15 protein-coding genes, 1 rRNA gene and 2 pseudogenes (1 of these 18 cut by a window edge) are annotated in these 15761 nt (G+C 40.8%); 7 read left to right on the top strand and 11 right to left on the bottom strand.

Translation table 11 applies throughout. The features are described 5' to 3' along the window. Positions 1 to 17, top strand: a 5S ribosomal RNA gene (gene rrf, locus ACE1CC_RS08990); it begins 101 nt to the left of the window's first position. Between the two features lie 104 nt (positions 18 to 121). Here rrf and ACE1CC_RS08985 read toward each other — a convergent pair. The 3 genes and pseudogenes from ACE1CC_RS08985 to ACE1CC_RS36740 all read right to left on the bottom strand — a co-directional run. Then, positions 122 to 484 (bottom strand): hypothetical protein, encoded by a 363-nt coding sequence (locus ACE1CC_RS08985; protein WP_413270127.1) that lies wholly within the window; start codon positions 482 to 484, stop codon positions 122 to 124. Positions 485 to 1791: 1307 nt separating this feature from the next. Then, positions 1792 to 2052 (bottom strand): annotated as a pseudogene (gene acpP / locus ACE1CC_RS08980) (acyl carrier protein); the annotation flags it as partial. Positions 2053 to 2070: 18 nt separating this feature from the next. Further along, a pseudogene (locus ACE1CC_RS36740) lies at positions 2071 to 3333 on the bottom strand (hypothetical protein); the annotation flags it as partial. Positions 3334 to 3381: 48 nt separating this feature from the next. On the opposite strand from ACE1CC_RS36740, the gene ACE1CC_RS08975 reads away from it, so the two are divergent. Then, on the top strand, positions 3382 to 6030 hold the full coding sequence (locus ACE1CC_RS08975; RefSeq protein WP_413270126.1) for a dynamin family protein: 2649 nt from the start codon (positions 3382 to 3384) through the stop codon (positions 6028 to 6030). Between the two features lie 110 nt (positions 6031 to 6140). Here the strand turns inward: ACE1CC_RS08975 and ACE1CC_RS08970 are convergent, their stop codons facing one another. The 5 genes from ACE1CC_RS08970 to ACE1CC_RS08950 form a co-directional block, all read right to left on the bottom strand. Further along, a complete protein-coding gene (locus tag ACE1CC_RS08970; protein WP_413270125.1) occupies positions 6141 to 6668 on the bottom strand; it encodes a tetratricopeptide repeat protein in 528 nt (175 codons plus the stop codon). A gap of 27 nt (positions 6669 to 6695) precedes the next feature. Further along, a complete protein-coding gene (locus ACE1CC_RS08965) occupies positions 6696 to 7475 on the bottom strand; it encodes a transporter substrate-binding domain-containing protein (protein ID WP_459563817.1) in 780 nt (259 codons plus the stop codon). A gap of 80 nt (positions 7476 to 7555) precedes the next feature. Continuing rightward, positions 7556 to 7909: a 50S ribosomal protein L20 gene (gene rplT / locus ACE1CC_RS08960; protein WP_413270123.1), complete on the bottom strand. Its 354-nt coding sequence runs from the start codon at positions 7907 to 7909 to the stop codon at positions 7556 to 7558. Between the two features lie 101 nt (positions 7910 to 8010). Beyond that, positions 8011 to 8208: a 50S ribosomal protein L35 gene (gene rpmI, locus ACE1CC_RS08955; RefSeq protein ID WP_413267333.1), complete on the bottom strand. Its 198-nt coding sequence runs from the start codon at positions 8206 to 8208 to the stop codon at positions 8011 to 8013. Positions 8209 to 8505: 297 nt separating this feature from the next. Beyond that, complete coding sequence (locus tag ACE1CC_RS08950) at positions 8506 to 9192, bottom strand: cysteine hydrolase family protein (protein WP_413270122.1); 687 nt, start codon at positions 9190 to 9192, stop codon at positions 8506 to 8508. A gap of 6 nt (positions 9193 to 9198) precedes the next feature. Between ACE1CC_RS08950 and ACE1CC_RS08945 the strand changes: the two genes are divergently transcribed. The 5 genes from ACE1CC_RS08945 (at position 9199) to ACE1CC_RS08925 (ending at position 13910) form a co-directional block, all read left to right on the top strand. After that, complete coding sequence (locus tag ACE1CC_RS08945) at positions 9199 to 9594, top strand: allophanate hydrolase-related protein (protein ID WP_413270121.1); 396 nt, start codon at positions 9199 to 9201, stop codon at positions 9592 to 9594. Positions 9595 to 9718: 124 nt separating this feature from the next. Further along, positions 9719 to 10930, top strand: coding sequence for a BMP family ABC transporter substrate-binding protein (locus ACE1CC_RS08940; RefSeq protein ID WP_413270120.1), 1212 nt, complete (start codon positions 9719 to 9721; stop codon positions 10928 to 10930). 32 nt (positions 10931 to 10962) lie between these two features. Continuing rightward, on the top strand, positions 10963 to 12048 hold the full coding sequence (locus ACE1CC_RS08935; protein ID WP_413270119.1) for an ABC transporter permease: 1086 nt from the start codon (positions 10963 to 10965) through the stop codon (positions 12046 to 12048). A gap of 112 nt (positions 12049 to 12160) precedes the next feature. Then, positions 12161 to 13087, top strand: a complete 927-nt coding sequence (locus ACE1CC_RS08930; protein WP_413270118.1) for an ABC transporter permease — start codon at positions 12161 to 12163, stop codon at positions 13085 to 13087. A gap of 109 nt (positions 13088 to 13196) precedes the next feature. Beyond that, entirely contained in the window at positions 13197 to 13910 is a 714-nt protein-coding gene (locus ACE1CC_RS08925) for an ROK family protein (RefSeq protein WP_413270117.1), read from the top strand. A 4-nt stretch (positions 13911 to 13914) separates the two neighbouring features. Here the strand turns inward: ACE1CC_RS08925 and rpsU are convergent, their stop codons facing one another. From rpsU to ACE1CC_RS08910, 3 genes are all read right to left on the bottom strand, one after another. Continuing rightward, on the bottom strand, positions 13915 to 14103 hold the full coding sequence (gene rpsU, locus ACE1CC_RS08920) for a 30S ribosomal protein S21 (protein ID WP_073594016.1): 189 nt from the start codon (positions 14101 to 14103) through the stop codon (positions 13915 to 13917). Between the two features lie 106 nt (positions 14104 to 14209). Beyond that, a complete protein-coding gene (locus ACE1CC_RS08915; protein WP_193982741.1) occupies positions 14210 to 14536 on the bottom strand; it encodes an RNA recognition motif domain-containing protein in 327 nt (108 codons plus the stop codon). A gap of 309 nt (positions 14537 to 14845) precedes the next feature. Continuing rightward, positions 14846 to 15697, bottom strand: a complete 852-nt coding sequence (locus ACE1CC_RS08910) for an acyl-CoA desaturase (protein ID WP_413270116.1) — start codon at positions 15695 to 15697, stop codon at positions 14846 to 14848. Between the last annotated feature and the right edge of the window lie 64 nt (positions 15698 to 15761).

Here is a 15761-nt window from a genome sequence, read left to right as displayed (position 1 = left end):
ATAGCAAGGTGCCAGGGTTTTATTTCAAAACTAAAAAAACTCCTTTCTGTTTGAAAGGAGTTTTTTGGTGTTTATCTGTGGGTTGTTTGCTGTTTTTGTTGGCGGTAATTTTTCTAGATATTTACTGAGAGTAATCTAAATTTTTCAGTTTATCTTTGTTTGCTTGTCTCAATTTACGATCGAGAAATTTAACTCCTCTACGCCCGACAAACTTAACCCCTGCGGATAAAATGGGTTGCGCTTCTTCCTGAGAGTTGTTGGGGTTAGCGATATTTTCTTTAGGTTTGCTAAAACTAGAAATAAATGCAACAACTTGGATAAAGCCTAGTAGGAAGATTAGAACAACTAACAATATCAGGACGAGTAGTAAACCGAGCAATACTATAGCAGCTTTACCCCTGAAACTCATCAAAATGATGGTGATAATGTTTTCCCACCAAGAGCAGCCCCAGCGTCCACAGAATTCTGCCAGAATTAGTTGCATGAGATTTTTACTCCTTATATATGTGTCTAAGTTTTTTGGTGCTTTATGCTTTCCTGAATCAAAGTAGCGATCGCACTAAAACTATTTGAAGAACATAACAAGTTGCACTTGGGTAAGAATGGCGATCGCTTTTTCCAGATCAAAGAGTTATCATTCGTACCCAGTGCCTAAATCCTTTTCTGTTACATTAAACCTTGTAATCTTTCTAGTGCTTTCTTCAAATACTCAATAGCTTTTGTGAGATTTTCGATTTCTTTCTGATTTTTTTCTCGGTTAAGAAGTAGTTCGTCGCGTTGGTCTTCCAGGGAGCGAATACCTAGCCTTAGTTGTTTTATAATCTCTTGAGGCTTGACGATTTCTTGAGGTTTGCGGCTATCTTTTTGCATGAAAAGAATCTCGCGCATCACGACTTCTAACTTGGCTGCTTGGGTTAAAGCTGCATCTGGAGATTGACCAAATAAAGCGCCAACGCCAACTCCTGCACCAGCGCCGAGAATTGAACCGCCTGCAACAATTACCGCCATTCCGCCAGCCATTCCGAAACCACCTGCGGCGATCGCACCTCCCCCAAGTGCAGCTAAAACGGCGGATACTGCGGCTGCACCATATAAACCAGGTGCTAGTATCGGTGCAAGTAAACCTACTATCAATGGTGTAGCAAATACAGCTGCTACTCCCAACGCAACTGCTCCAACTGTACCAACTAACCAAGGATTTATGCCGCCTTTAATTCCTTTGATGGCTTCTTTATAGTTAGTTTTAAAGCGGTGAATACAATTTGGATCAATATCTAAAGTTTTAGCAAAAGACATTAGCTCTATTGTGAGCCTTTCTTCATCAACAATTTTCAAATCTTTGAATGCTTCATCGCGGCTATCGCCTAAAGGGTAATAGGGTTGAAACAGTGTTACTTCTAATAAAATTAGATACCGAGTCAATTCATTACCCGGATTCATTAGAAGGGATTTTACTACATTTTTGAGTAATTTAAAATCAGTAATTATTTCTAATGAAGTCCCAGGAGGACTAGAGGCTTTTATTTGACTGTTCAAGAAAAGCTCTGTTGATTCTTTCCAGTTGCGTAACCATGCTTGCTTAATGACGTTTTTCCCGTAATCCGATCCACTATCAATATCAGCTTGGACAAAGTGGTATTGATAGCTGAACATAATTCTGGTTTGTCCGGGAGTTAACCCAAATTCTTTCATTACTTGCAAGTTCTGTTCAATCGCCGCTTCTGTTGTTTGAGCAATTTTCACTTTATTACTGTCTTTACTATTTACAACACCAATGTTTTGGCTAATCTTAATATAATTGACAGCCTGCTGAACAGTTGTAATTTTCTCGGCAATTGCATCGGGAATTTCAATATCAAATTCCTCCTCGATAGCCATGACTAACTCTACTGCATCAAGAGAATCTGCTCCTAAATCACTGATAAAATTAGTCTGGGGTGTCACCTTGCTAGAATCTATCCCCAGTTGATCGGCAATAATTTTTCTGACTTTTATAAAGATCTCCTGATTAACATCACTACTCGTGGAAGATACTGTAGTAGTTTTAGTCAGTTCAAAATTGCTTTCTTGCTCTGGTTCTGATTCATCTTGAACTTTTAAGTAGTAATAGAGATTAGCAACAGCTAAATCTGAAGCTTTTTCTAAGTTTGATCGCACAAAGCTTTTATAACCTGCTACTTCCCCTTGCTTGATAATATAACTTTCATACTCTTGACGGTGCTGGGGTTCGAGCATCAATTCTAGTTGAGTGCAAAGAGAATAAAAATGAGATTTTGGCTTCAAATACTCATAGTTTAACTGTTCTGTGGGTATTGGCAAAGCTGTTTTAGCTGATTTTTCATTTTCGCTAATAGAGATTTGTGAACTACTAAAATCAGCATTTTGTAGCTGGTTTAATTCACTTGATGGTAGAGATTTAGTCCATTCAATTTGATTATGCCAACTGTCTAATAAAACTAAATCGTGATTGTGAATTCGGGTGATTTCTGGGAAGATAAAATCTAGCTCGTCATCAGAGTTACAGGTATCAATTATTCTTAACCCATCTTGACGGATATTTTCTTGTAGTTGACAAATACGATCGCTTACCGTTTCAAACTCATTTTGTAGTTGATAAGTAGCAATAATTGCTTGATCGATCGCCCAAGCACATTCTAAGCGGCGCAACTGTCCGGCTGCACAAGTTTCTTCTAATAACTGCGAATTTCTGTAATCTGCCAAAGCTTCAAACATCATTCCCCGTGCGGCATCAATTTCTGCATTTCTGCGATCGAAGTCTTGTAACTTTAAAGCCGATCGCATTCGTTGCAGTGCTTGATTAAATAACCCATAAGCTCGCACTAATACTAGGCGATGATTCTCAAATTTCATCTCTTCAAGAACTTGGAAAATTAATTGCTTAATTTCCGTCCCTTGATCTTTCAAAAGTTGTTCTAAATTAATAAAACCATTTTCTACTTTAACTTCTAACCTCTCTACCGCTTTTTTCAGTTTCAATGTTTGATAAAGATTCACTGCTGAGAGGGCTACCCCTACGGCAGTTCCCACACCAATGACGGCTGTAGTGGCTTGCAGCAGCCCCAAACTGGCTTGAACTCCTTGAAAGCCCATTTGCATTTGCTGTGGCTGTAAGCCGCCGAAAACAAACTGCATGGGAGACAGGAACGGCGATAGAGGATTGTTATCAACCGCAGCGCCAACTGCATGAGCGACAAACTTTCCTGTGGCTGCATCCCGCGCCATGCCGATCGGTACTCCCGCAGATGTATAGACTTGCACATATTTGCCAGCTTCGATCGCCGCCTGCACTGCTGGGGGAAAAACAAAATTCATCATTAAGATTTCTACTCAGTTGACAAATCTAAGAATTACTAATCTATTATGGAACTTAAAATAAAAAAAACTTATGTATTTGTACGGAAAATGAACAAGTCGCTAATTACTCCTCAAACGGTTGAGCTTGTTTCACGACTCACAGGACAAAAACTATCCAAAGAAGATATGAGTCCTCCAGTAGTCTTCCTGGTGGCGCTGGTAACGGTGTTGCTGGGAGTTATTTATGCAGACGGTACAGTTAGTGCTGAGGAAACGCAAAGGATGCGGACAACTTTGGCGGAACTGATTCCTGCTAATAACAGTTTGCGGCAATTGGTAATGCTAATGGCTAAGGGGGTGAAGGAAAATCAATTTTATAAGAATTTGCCGGAGTTTCTGGCGCTGACTGCGTGTTTTTCTGAGTCAGAAAAGCTGTTATTAATTAGTTTTGGCTATCAAATGTCAGCAGCAGATGGAACTATAGATAAGCGGGAAAAAGAGTATTTAAAAATTATCGCTAAACGGCTTGAAGTAGACGATCGATATTTAACTATTTTAGAGGCTAGTTTTAGCAGTCAAGTAATTAGGGATACAGCAGCTTTAGACGAAGTGTACTTGTTACTCGATCCGGCACAATTTCAAAGTCTTGATTCTTTGTTTGTGCGTGCTGCTAGCCATATTATCGAACATTTACCAGCCAAACCAAAACCGCAAATAAATCAAAAAGTTTTAGTTTCGTCTTATCAAGAGTTGAAAAAGTTTCAGGAGTATCGAGAACAATTAAAGGGAGTTTGCGATCGCCTAAATCAAATTATTACCGATGGACATGAACGCGCTGTCATAACTGATGATTTAGCAGGAAAAATAAAAGAAACTTCTGATAAATTGCAATCTCAATGTTTTCGCGTTGTTGTTGTCGGTGAATTTAGCAAAGGGAAATCTACTTTACTAAATGCTTTACTAGGTGAGGAAATTCAACCTGTACGGGATCTTCCCTGTAGCGGTACTGTGACTATTTTGAAATATGGCTCAGAGAAACGAGTTATTTGTCGCTACAAAGACGGACGCGACGAGGAAGAAATTTCACCGGAACAATATCAAGAGAAAGCTTCGATTTCAGAAGAGGCAGCTTTGGTTTCTGCCGAAGATGAGATAGCCAAATCAGAAATAGCAGAAATCGTTTTTGAGCATCCCGAATTAGAGTTGTGTCGCAATGGGGTAGAAATTATTGATTCCCCTGGATTGAACGAGGCAGAGGAACGTACACTGGTGACTCAGGAAGTTCTGAAAAAGGCTGATGCTGTTATTTTCTTGACTCATGCTCAAAGTGTTTTGACGAATAAAGAGCAAGAATTGCTGAAGGATTTGAAAAAGGAACTTAATTATGGTAAAGAAGATGAAGGAGCAAAGAATATTTTTGTTGTAGTTAATTTTTTTGATTTGCTGAGAGGGGAAGTAAGTCGCAAGCAGATAAGACAAAGGGCAGAAAAGATTGTTCAAGAGAAAAATCAGATTATTGCAGGTGAAAACCGGATTCATTTTATTTCCGCTCAATCAGCTTTAGATGCTGTTTTATCAGGTAGGCAAAATGATGAGTATCTAAAAACTTTTCAAGCTTTTACTTCTTCGCTTGAGAAGTTTTTGACAGTTGAACGGGGTGCGATATCTCTTAAGCAATCTGCCGCAGGACTTAAGAAAATCATTGATATTAGCTGCGCTGAATTGAATCAAAAGCGGGAAATATTAGATGGAAAATTAACACTTTCTCAACAAGATAAGCCGAAAATTTTTGAACAAATGGCCCAAGTGAGCGGACGGGATGTGAAAATAAGAGTTTTAGCTGAAGAATTGAGGGAAAAATCTTTAGACGAAACACTTGAATCTTGGAATGAATGGGTAGAAGGATTAGCAGAACGCCTGATTGCAAAAAGTAATCGCTGGACTTCTGAACACGGACATATAATGGGTCAAGATAAGCTGACTAAAGATTATGCTAATCAATTTGTGCGAGACATTACACAAGAGATAGAAAATTGGGGTAATCAAAAAGTGCAAGCGATCGTGCGGCAAAATATGGCTGTTTTAGAAAAGCAGCTTACAGAAGATATTTATGCAATTCGGCAAGATTTTGAGAAGTTCGACAAGCAAAAGAGTAGTAATCTTGTCGCTCAATTCAATAACTTAGCAATAGCAAGTAATTTTGGTGGAATTGGCACAAGTGGAAGTGGAATTGCTTCATCAATTTCGGAAGTAGAAGATGGTGGATTTTTTGGTGGTTTAGGTATTGGTGCAGCAGTCGGCGCTGCGTTACTATTTTTTACAGGTCTGGGTTTTATTGGGGTTATTTTAGGTGCCTTAGCTGCTGGTGCTGGTGGTGGTTTGGGTTGGAGTTGGTTAGATGGCGATTCAGTTAAAGCTCAGATTAGAGAAAAAGTTTGTGAGTTAGGGTTGGAAAAGTTTAACGAATCTGCGGACTCTATTTTTGAGAAGGTACAAGAAAAAATTATCGATGGATTTGAAGAAAGAATTAAGGCGAGTAACGGTGTGATGAAAGAAGCTATGTTGCTGTGGGAAAATTTGTTGGAAGATCAGGAAAAGCGCGATCGCCAAAGCCAAGAAGAATGTGATGCCGAAAAAGTTTGGATCGAAAACAAACGCCAAGAACTCTTACAGGTAGAAAAGGAGATTGAGACGATTTTACCAAGTGTTGGATAGTTAGCGATCGCAAATTCACCAACTATATACAAGATTTTGCAAAAGAGCGATCGCACTCTCTCCACAAATGCGATCGCTCATCAAAAATAGAATAACCTTCGATTCTGCTTTTACGAAGTTACTAACCTTTTACGTAATGATTCAGCGCGTCGTTTGGCTATTTGATTGTTAGGCTCGATTTTCAAAACATCTTCGTAAGCTTGTAATGCTGGGGCTGTTAATTTCTTTTTTTCGTAAGCATGACCTAGATTGTTAATTGCTGTGACATAATTAGGATTAAGCTTTAATGCTTCTTTGTACTGTCTAATTGCTAAGTCGTATTGTTCTTGAGCGAAGTAGGAAAAACCTAAGCCGTTGTAAATTAAGGCTTTGTTTTCAGCATCTTCATTTTCGGATTCTTTGAGTGCTTTTTGAAAGATGTTAATCGATTGGGCAAAGAGTTTTTTATCTAGATAAATGCTGCCTAGTTCGTAATATTCTTGGGGAGTACCTTTTTCATTCTTCAGCTTGTTCTGTAAGCGGGAAAACGAGGTTTCTACTTTGCGAGTTTTGAAGATTTGGCGCAAAATAGCAAAGGTGGTTCCTGAGAGCAATACTAGTAATATTGAGAGGTAAACAATTGGTAGGTAGCTTTCCATATTTTTAGTTAAATCTGGTTTCAATCTTTATTTGTTTACTTTATCCCAAGGTAGCCCCCAAGAGGTAGCTAGTTGGGGCAACCAACCTTGGCTTTTTCCTCGGATGATCGCTTCATTCACAACTCGCCGTAAGTCATCATACTGTATCCCTTTGGGCATGACTACTGCTAGGGGTTCTGCGGACAAGAGGGTTGGCAAGAGACGGTATTGGGGGTATTCTTGTATCCAACCTGTGAGAACGCTAACGTCAGCGGCAAAGGCGACTGCGCCATTTGATTCTAATAACGATCGCCCTTCTTGATATGAATCTACCCCAACTAACTGAGCTTTGGGTAAGATAAATCTGACTTTGGCGATCGTACTCGAACCTTTAAGGATGGCAATTTTTTGTTGGGCTAAGTCGCCTAAACTCCGCACATTAGGTTCTTTGGTGACTAGGGCAATCCCATCCATGTAGTAGGGTATGCTAAATCTGACTACGCGATCGCGTGCAGCTGTCGCCGTCACTCTGGCAATTGTTAAATCGGCTTGTCCTTCTAAGACTACTCTGAGGCGATCGCGATTTGTTACTGGCACAAATTTAATTGCTTCAGCATTCCCTAATATTTCTTGTGCTAATCGCTTTGCTAGATCGATTTCTAATCCTTGCAAATTTCCTGCCTCATCCCGAAAACCTAGCGGACGTAAGTTATCTTTGACGGCAACAATTAAATAGCCTCGTCGCTGAATTTCTTTTAGTTCTGCGGCATTACCAACAATGGGAATTTGCCATAAATAAAATGAAAAAATTAAGCAGCGGATGAGCATTGATGTAACTGATTTTGACTCTGTTTTTTTCACAGAATTTCTCTCAGTTACATCTGCTAAATTATCCGTTGCCAACTTCATCATTTAGCTTGTTTTGCTACTTCTACAACTTTGCCGAAACTTTCTGGATCTAGGATGGCTAATTGAGCTAACATTTTCCGATTAAGTTCAATGTTGGCTTTTTTCATGTTGCCCATGAGTTGACTATAGCTGATACCGTGTTGATTAGCAGCAGCGTTGATCCGGGTGATCCAAAGGCGACGGAAATCACGTTTGCGTTTTTTGCGATCGCGATAGGAATTCCGCAATGCTTTCATTACTTGTTGATTAGCTGTGCGGAATAATGTCGAGTGAGAACCGCGAAAACCTTTCGCTAGTTTAAGGATTTTTTTGCGACGTTGGCGAGCAACATTACCGCGTTTTACTCTGGTCATGGTTAGTTGTTAATGGTGACTTGTTCTTGATTTTTTGGATGAGATTTGCTATTCGGTTGGATTAATAGTTCATGGTCATGAGTCCATGAACCATGACCAACTTACAAGTAGGGCAACATGAGACGCACGTTACCTTCATCACGCTCGTCTACTATTGTCAGCTTGGATAAATCGCGCTTGCGCTTGGTAGTCTTGTGCTGTAACAAGTGGTTTTTGAAAGCTCGACGACGGACAATCTTGCCACTTCCCGTTGTTCTGAAGCGTTTTGCCGCAGACCTGCGAGTTTTTACTTTTGGCATGGGTTGATAAAAGTTTTACTTAATCGACACAATCTACAATTTTACCACTGGTTTGGCTATTCCGCCAAGTTGAAGGCTCCAAGGCAGAGGGCAGAGGGCAGAAGGGAAGAAGGACAAAAGGCTTTTATATTCAGATTTTTACCTATTTCCGATTAACGCAAGTTGCTAGTTATTTACATATAGGTACGTTGTTGGGCTTTAGCCCTCTTAGGAAACGTGGCATTATAGGGCTAAAGCCCAATAACGTACAAAGAATCAGACTAATCTTATAACTAGCAACTTGGGTTATTAGCTCAATTATTTGATACTAAGACTGAAATTTTGCAGAGCTTGTAAAAGGTTTTCGGCTTTTGTTGTCCAGCCAACAATTCCTCCTTGGGAGCGAATCATTTCTATGGTTGCTTGTTTGAATTCGGGAAAGTAACTTTCTGTAGCATCTTCAATTAACAAACATTCAAATCCGCGATCGTTTGCTTCGCGCATAGTTGTTTGTACACAAACTTCTGTGGTGACTCCAGTAAAAATTAAATGAGTGATGTTTTGTTCGCTCAATTTTTCTGGTAAATTTGTATTGTAAAAAGCACCTTTTCCGGGTTTATTTATGATAATTTCTCCGGGTAATGGTTCTAATTCTGGAATAATGGCATTTCCGGGTTCACCCAATACTAAAATTCTTCCTAATGGGCCAATATCTCCGATTTTTAATTCACTGTTTCCTCGGTTAATTTTGGTGGTTGGACAATCGGAAAGGTCTGATTTATGACCTTCAATTGTATAAATAATCGGTAAGTGAAGTTGACGGAAGGTTTCTAATAATTGCTGTAAGACTGGTACAATCGATCGCAATCTGCTAACATCATTTCCTAAAGCGGCTCCAAAGCCTCCCGGCTCCAAAAAATCGCGTTGCATATCAATAATCACCAGCGCGACATTCTGCAAATTCAGCAATTCATAATTATAAGGTTGTGCAGGAATAGAAATCATAAAATTATGGACAATATACTTCTAGCTGTTAATGGTACATTAATGCGGGGTTTAGAACTAAATTCTAATCTCTTAGCGGTAGGAGCTACGTTTGTTAGAGAAGCTTTTACAGAACCGAATTATAGACTTTGGTCAATTGACGATCGCCATCCTGCTATGATTCGAGTTAGTAGTGGGGGAAGTGCGATCGCGATCGAAGTTTGGGCAGTCCCAACCATAGGAATCCCAACAATTTTATTACAAGAACCACCGGGTTTGTGTATTGGTAAAGTACGTCTGACCGACGGCGAAGAAGTCTTAGGAGTTTTAGGAGAACCAATAATTTGCCAAGGTAAGCGTGAAATTACTCATTGGGGGAATTGGCGAACTTATATTGCCAATATTAGCCATAATAAAACATAATTCTCCCCAAAGTGTATACTTAATTACAAAACCCCTATTTGTGCAGTGGTTCAATCTATTTGCACGCCAAATACTGTAAAGTATCTACACTTAGCCCGCTCTCAAATCTAAAATATAAAATCGCATGACCAATCAGCGTTCATTGTACTTAAATCGGCGGAAAGTTATTCGGGGAATTTTAGCAACCACTGCCTTCGGAGTAACATCAAAACTGTGGACTGGATGTACACCAACGGCAAAAGAAACTCCCGCAAATTCTCCTAGTCCAACAGGTGCTAATTCTCCAGGTAGCACAGCTAAACCAATAGCAATGGGGTTCATTTATGTTGGCCCAAAAGATGATTTTGGTTACAATCAAGCACACGCTGAAGGAAAAGAAGGGGTTGCTAAAGCAGCTGGTGTAAAACCTGTGGAAGAAGCGAATGTGCCAGAAACCACAGCAGTCCAAGAAACCATGAGAAATATGATTAATCAGGATGGAGTAAACGTCCTATTTCCTACTTCTTTTGGTTACTTCGATCCGCATATTATTAAAGTTGCTCAAGAATACCCGGAAGTCCAATTTTTCCACTGTGGCGGACTTTACGAAGAAGGTAAACATCCGAAAAATATTGGTAGCTACTTTGGTTATATTGATGAAGCTCAATATATAGCAGGTATTATTGCTGCTCACACATCTAAAACAGGAAAACTAGGATTTGTTGCTGCTAAACCGATTCCTCAGCTACTCAGAAATGTTAATAGTTTTACTTTAGGTGCTAGGAGCATTAAACCAAATATTACGACGCAAATTATTTTCACTGGCGATTGGTCTTTACCTGTTAAAGAAGCGGAAGCTACTAATAGTATGATTGACCAAGGTGTAGATGTAATTACCTGCCATGTAGACAGTCCGAAAGTGATCATGGAAACTGCCGAGAAGCGGGGAATTTTTTGTTCTGGATATCATGCTAATCAGGCTAAATTAGCACCTAAAGGCTATCTTACAGGTGCAGAATGGGATTGGACGAGCGTTTATAGTAAATATGCTCAAATGATTAGCGAAGGGAAAACTTTGATGAATGGAGGTGTTCCTCATTTAATGCGGGGTGGATTAAAAGATGGTTTTTGTAAATTATCTAATTATGGCCCTGCTGTGAGTGAAGCAGCGAAAAAAGATGCCGAAGCAGTAAAAGCTAAGTTTATGGATGGCAGTATGGTAATCTACAAAGGAGAATTGAAAGATAACACTGGTAAAGTAATTTTGGCATCTGGGAAAGAGTATAAACAGCAGGATGTGGAATTAGAAAGAATGAATTGGTTAGTAGATGGTGTAGTTGGTAGTATTACCAGTTAAAGAAATTTACCAATTGAGTGGGAGGGTAGCGGGTGTTATTACAAAATTGGCTTCTTAAATTAGAAAAGATTTGTATTCCTTTGGCTGCACTAATCTTTTCTTTGTTCATATTTGGCATATTTTGTGCAGCTGTGGGAGCAAATCCATTTGAGGTTTATGGCTCAATTTATAAAGCAGCTTTTGGCAGTTGGTTTTCTTTTCAAAATACACTAATTCGAGCCGCACCTTTGATGTTAAGTTCCCTTTGTACGGCTTTACCTGCTCAGTTGGGATTAATAATTATTGGGAATGAAGGGGCAATTGTAATTGGGGGATTGGCAGCTGTGGCAATGGGATTAGCGATCGCCACTTTCCCCCCTTTCGCTGTACAATCCCTCATGGCGATCGCTAGTATAATTGCTGGCGGTTTATGGATTATGGCTGTAGGTGCTTTACGCTATTATCGGGGCGTTAATGAAACCATTAGTAGCTTGTTGTTGAATTATATTGCGATCGCCATTCTCAATCAATTAGTAGGTGGACTGATGCGCGATCCCACCAGCTTAAATAAACCTTCAACTTACCCAATTTTAGATGTTAATATGTTGGGAAATTTTCCCGGAACGCGCATTCATTACGGCTTAATTTATGGAATCATTGCTTGTTTAATCGCTTACTTTTTAATTCAACGCACTACCTTTGGTTTTGCAGTTCGCACAGTTGGCGGTAACATTCGCGCCGCAAAAATAGCCGGATTACCTGTAGGAAAACTGACATTAATTATCTGTTTTTTAGCAGGTTCTTGTGCAGGTTTAGCGGGAATGGCAGAAGTCGCCGCCGTGCATGGTCGGGCTAATGAATCGTTAAATGCCAATTACGGTTATAGTGGGATTTTAGTCGCATTTATCGCTAGACATAACCCCTTAGCCGCCGTTTTTGTTTCAATTTTACTAGGAGGAATTCTCGCTAGTGGTGGGATTTTGCAAAGGGCGCATAACTTACCAGATGCGACAGTTTTAGTATTTCAGGGACTGGTATTTTTAGTGATTTTATACAGCGAATCACTTTACGGACGCTTGCCCTTTTTTAAACCAAGTTTACGGCAACAACCTAGCACAAATCTGACAACTCAAGTGTAATTTTGGGGACTGGGGTAGGGGCAATTCATGAATTGCCCCTACCCCAGCGATTCATGAATCACCCCTACGACTGGGATTTGTTATACATTCATCTAAAATCTAAAATCGGAATATGGCAACAGAAACTATTGGATGGTGGGGAGTTCCCCTAGCAATTATCGCCGGAACAATTCGTGGTAGCGCACCCTTTCTTTTTGTCAGTTTGGGTGAGTGCTTAACGGAAAAAAGCGGCAAAATTAACCTTGGTTTAGAGGGAACTTTGTTGTTAGGGGCAATGAGTGCTTATGCTACATCTTACCTTACCGGATCGCCTTGGTTAGGTGTTTTAATGGCGGGTGTTGCGGGAATGTTTTTGGGTTTTATTCATGCTTTGTTGGTGCAACAACCAAAAGTAAATGATGTGGCGGTTGGCATTGCAATGATTATTTTTGGCAGTGGAATTGCCTTTTTCTTTGGTAAACCTTTCATTCAACCAGTTGCACCGAGATTACCTGCTCTAGAATTAGGAAATTGGAGCGATATTCCTTCGGTAAAAGCAGCTTTGCAAATTAGTCCTTTGTTTATTTTAGGATTAGCGATCGCACCCGCAATGCAATGGTTTTTCCGTTCAACTCGTTGGGGTTTATTTATTCGCGCCGTTGGGGATAGTCCCGAAGCAGCTAAAGCAATGGGAATTTCTGTAAATAAAGTGAGAATGTTAGCTATTATTGCAGGAAGTTTTCTCGCTGGAATTGGTGGCGCTTACCTATCTCTCTACTATCCTGGTAGTTGGACAGAAAGGATTTCTAGCGGACAAGGATTAATGGCAGTGGCTTTAGTGATTTTTGCCCGTTGGAATCCGATACAGTGTATGTATGCGGCATTGCTGTTTGGTGGATCGCAGGCGATCGGTCCTGCTTTACAATCAGTAGGGGTGACAGGTTATTACTACTTGTTTAATGCTTCCCCTTACATTTTGACTTTGCTAATCATGATTATCACCTGTTCTCCCAAGCGTACTCTCAGCGGTGTACCAGGAGCATTGACAACGCAAAATTAAGTAGGTACGTTGTGGCGCTGTCTTCGTTCTTATTACCACTTTTGATGAGAGCGCTAAAGCGCAACAACGTACTAATTAGCAACTTGAGTTAATACGTAATTTAAGAAGTATGAGCGAACAAAACGGAAGTGTTACTACATTATCAATAGATATTGGTGGTAGTGGGATTAAAGGGATGGTGTTGAATGCGGATGGTACACCAATGACTGAACGCTACCGCGTGGAGACACCGCAACCTGCAAAACCTGATATGGTAATTGATGCGATCGCACAATTAGCTGCTAGTAAAGGTAATTTCGCTCGCGTATCAGTAGGATTTCCCGGAGTGGTGCGAAAAGGCGTGATAGGTACTGCTGTTAACCTTGACCCAGCTTGGATTAATTTTGACTTAGGTACTACCTTATCTGAGAAATTGGCAAAACCTGTGCGCGTAGCTAACGATGCAGATATTCAAGGTTTGGGGGCAATTTCTGGTCAAGGAGTAGAATTAGTAATTACTTTAGGTACAGGTTTTGGTTCCGCTTTGTTTTTAGATGGCAAACTATTACCAAATTTGGAACTCGGACACCATTGTTTTCGCAAAGGTGAAACTTACGAAGAACAATTAGGTCGTGCTGCTTTAGATGTAATTGGTAAGAAAAAATGGAATAGTCGTTTAGAAAAAGCGATCGCTTCCTTGGAACACGCTTTTAATTACGACTACCTTTATATTGGTGGTGGCAACACCGATAAAATTACCTTTGAACTCCCACCAAACGTGAAAATTGTTCCCAATATTTCTGGCATCTTAGGCGGAATCGCCCTTTGGCGGGAATCAGCCTAAGAAATTAACGACGGGAACGCCTTTTTCCCTGCTTACTATTAGCAATTGCTTTGCGCTTGCGTTTCTCTAGGGGTGTTTCAAAGTGACGATTCTTTTTCATATCAGGAAAAATCCCTGCTTGAGAAACTTTGCGCTTGAATCGACGCAATCCTGACTCAATCCCTTCATTTTCACCAATAATTACTTGAGCCATCCGATCTTCCTTTTTGACTAATTGGGCAAACTCGCAAACATACGCTTGAGGGTAGGTAAAAGCACCTACCCTCAAGATTAGAAAATTTTAATCTTCAGTGCAGGGCTTAGAAACGGCGATTACCACCACCGCGATTGTTTCCCCAACCGCCGCCGCCACCACTTCTATTACCGCCGCCATTACCGCGTTCTTCACGAGGTCTTGCTTTGTTAACTTTCAGGTCACGACCCATCCATTCGGCTCCATCTAGGGCTTCGATCGCAGCTGTTTCTTCTGCTTCGGTTTCCATTTCGATAAAGCCAAATCCGCGTAAGCGACCTGTTTCCCGGTCTGTTGGCAACTGAACACGCTTAACTGTGCCGTATTCTGCAAATACGTGAGTCAGATCATCCTGTGTAACTTGGTAGGATAGATTGCCGACATAAATTGACATAACCTAGATTCTCCAGAATCAAACATTGAAGAGACTTAGATTCGGAGAAACGCTTATAGACATAAAACGATTGACCACCGAAAATAATCCTTTCATATACAGTAGCACAGTACTAGAGAAATTACTGAACTTAAACAGAACTTAAAAATAGCTCTAGGCAGAGGGGCTCCTGGAGATCCTGGAGCTCCTGGAGCCGAGAAGAAATAAATTTTTCTCCTTGTCCCAAGAGTCTCAAGAGTCCCAAGAGTCTCAAGAGTCTCAAGAGTCCCAAGAGTCCCAAGAGTCCCAAGAGTCTCAAGAGTCCCCTTGTTACTCTGTAGCGGTTTCCGGTGGCATAATCACTTTTCGGGCTATTCCTAGCAGTTGCAAAACTTGAATTGCCCACCAAGTCATATCAAGTTCCCACCATTTCCATCCAGCTTTGGCGACGTTGGGGTAGGCGTGGTGGTTGTTGTGCCAACCTTCGCCATAAGTAAGGATGGCTGCCCACCACAGGTTTCCTGAGTTATCGTTAGATTCAAATGTGCGATACCCTGCCATGTGGGTAGCAGAGTTGATTAACCAAGTACTATGCCAGAGTACGACGGCGCGGACAAATACTCCGTAAATGACAAAGGGCCAACCGCCTAGAATATATAGCAGAATCCCTACGGGAATCTGAAGTAGTAGAAAATTATTATTTAACCAGCGGTAAAAAGGATCTCGCACTAAATCAGGTGCGTACTGTTTATATTTTTCATAAGCAAAAAATTCTTGACGGGGGTAAAATATCCAGAGCATGTGGCTCCACCAGAAACCCCGACGTGCAGAGTAAGGGTCTTTGTCCACATCTTCGGTGTGGAGGTGGTGCTGCCGATGTCCGGCTACCCAAAAGATCGGCCCGCCTTGTAATGCGAGTGCGCCCAGGAGTGCGATCGCATATTCTACAGGCTTAGGCACTTGCAAACTGCGGTGAGTTAGTAAGCGGTGATACCCTAAGCAAATCCCGATGCTGCCAAATAACCAGTGGAGAAATATTGTTACTCCTAATGCAGACCAAGAGAAAAACCAAGGCGCGGAAAGAGCGATCGCATGAATCACACCAAAAAACACCACACTCGGCCAACTTAATTTCAAGGACTCCCCATTTTCTGGGGCAGTTTTTATGGAATCCAAGCTCATAAATTTCCTTTTTTAACACGCCAGAATTGAACCAGTGGCACACAAGACACAACTGGTTCGCTCA

It is taken from the genome of Floridaenema aerugineum BLCC-F46, assembly GCF_041929345.1.
In the GTDB taxonomy this organism is placed as follows: domain Bacteria; phylum Cyanobacteriota; class Cyanobacteriia; order Cyanobacteriales; family Aerosakkonemataceae; genus Floridanema; species Floridanema aerugineum.
Note: the sequence above shows the minus strand (reverse complement) of the source record. Positions and strands in the feature narration are given on the sequence as shown.

Excerpts from the sequence above, each read along its gene's own strand:
- ACE1CC_RS08985 (WP_413270127.1), bottom strand. The coding sequence starts at position 484 with ATGCAACTAATTCTGGCAGAATTCTGTGGACGCTGGGGCTGCTCTTGG.
- ACE1CC_RS08975 (WP_413270126.1), top strand. The coding sequence starts at position 3,382 with ATGGAACTTAAAATAAAAAAAACTTATGTATTTGTACGGAAAATGAAC.
- ACE1CC_RS08970 (WP_413270125.1), bottom strand. The coding sequence starts at position 6,668 with ATGGAAAGCTACCTACCAATTGTTTACCTCTCAATATTACTAGTATTG.
- ACE1CC_RS08965 (WP_459563817.1), bottom strand. The coding sequence starts at position 7,475 with ATGCTCATCCGCTGCTTAATTTTTTCATTTTATTTATGGCAAATTCCC.
- rplT (WP_413270123.1), bottom strand. The coding sequence starts at position 7,909 with ATGACCAGAGTAAAACGCGGTAATGTTGCTCGCCAACGTCGCAAAAAA.
- rpmI (WP_413267333.1), bottom strand. The coding sequence starts at position 8,208 with ATGCCAAAAGTAAAAACTCGCAGGTCTGCGGCAAAACGCTTCAGAACA.
- ACE1CC_RS08950 (WP_413270122.1), bottom strand. The coding sequence starts at position 9,192 with ATGATTTCTATTCCTGCACAACCTTATAATTATGAATTGCTGAATTTG.
- ACE1CC_RS08945 (WP_413270121.1), top strand. The coding sequence starts at position 9,199 with ATGGACAATATACTTCTAGCTGTTAATGGTACATTAATGCGGGGTTTA.
- ACE1CC_RS08940 (WP_413270120.1), top strand. The coding sequence starts at position 9,719 with ATGACCAATCAGCGTTCATTGTACTTAAATCGGCGGAAAGTTATTCGG.
- ACE1CC_RS08930 (WP_413270118.1), top strand. The coding sequence starts at position 12,161 with ATGGCAACAGAAACTATTGGATGGTGGGGAGTTCCCCTAGCAATTATC.
- ACE1CC_RS08925 (WP_413270117.1), top strand. The coding sequence starts at position 13,197 with ATGAGCGAACAAAACGGAAGTGTTACTACATTATCAATAGATATTGGT.
- rpsU (WP_073594016.1), bottom strand. The coding sequence starts at position 14,103 with ATGGCTCAAGTAATTATTGGTGAAAATGAAGGGATTGAGTCAGGATTG.
- ACE1CC_RS08915 (WP_193982741.1), bottom strand. The coding sequence starts at position 14,536 with ATGTCAATTTATGTCGGCAATCTATCCTACCAAGTTACACAGGATGAT.
- ACE1CC_RS08910 (WP_413270116.1), bottom strand. The coding sequence starts at position 15,697 with ATGAGCTTGGATTCCATAAAAACTGCCCCAGAAAATGGGGAGTCCTTG.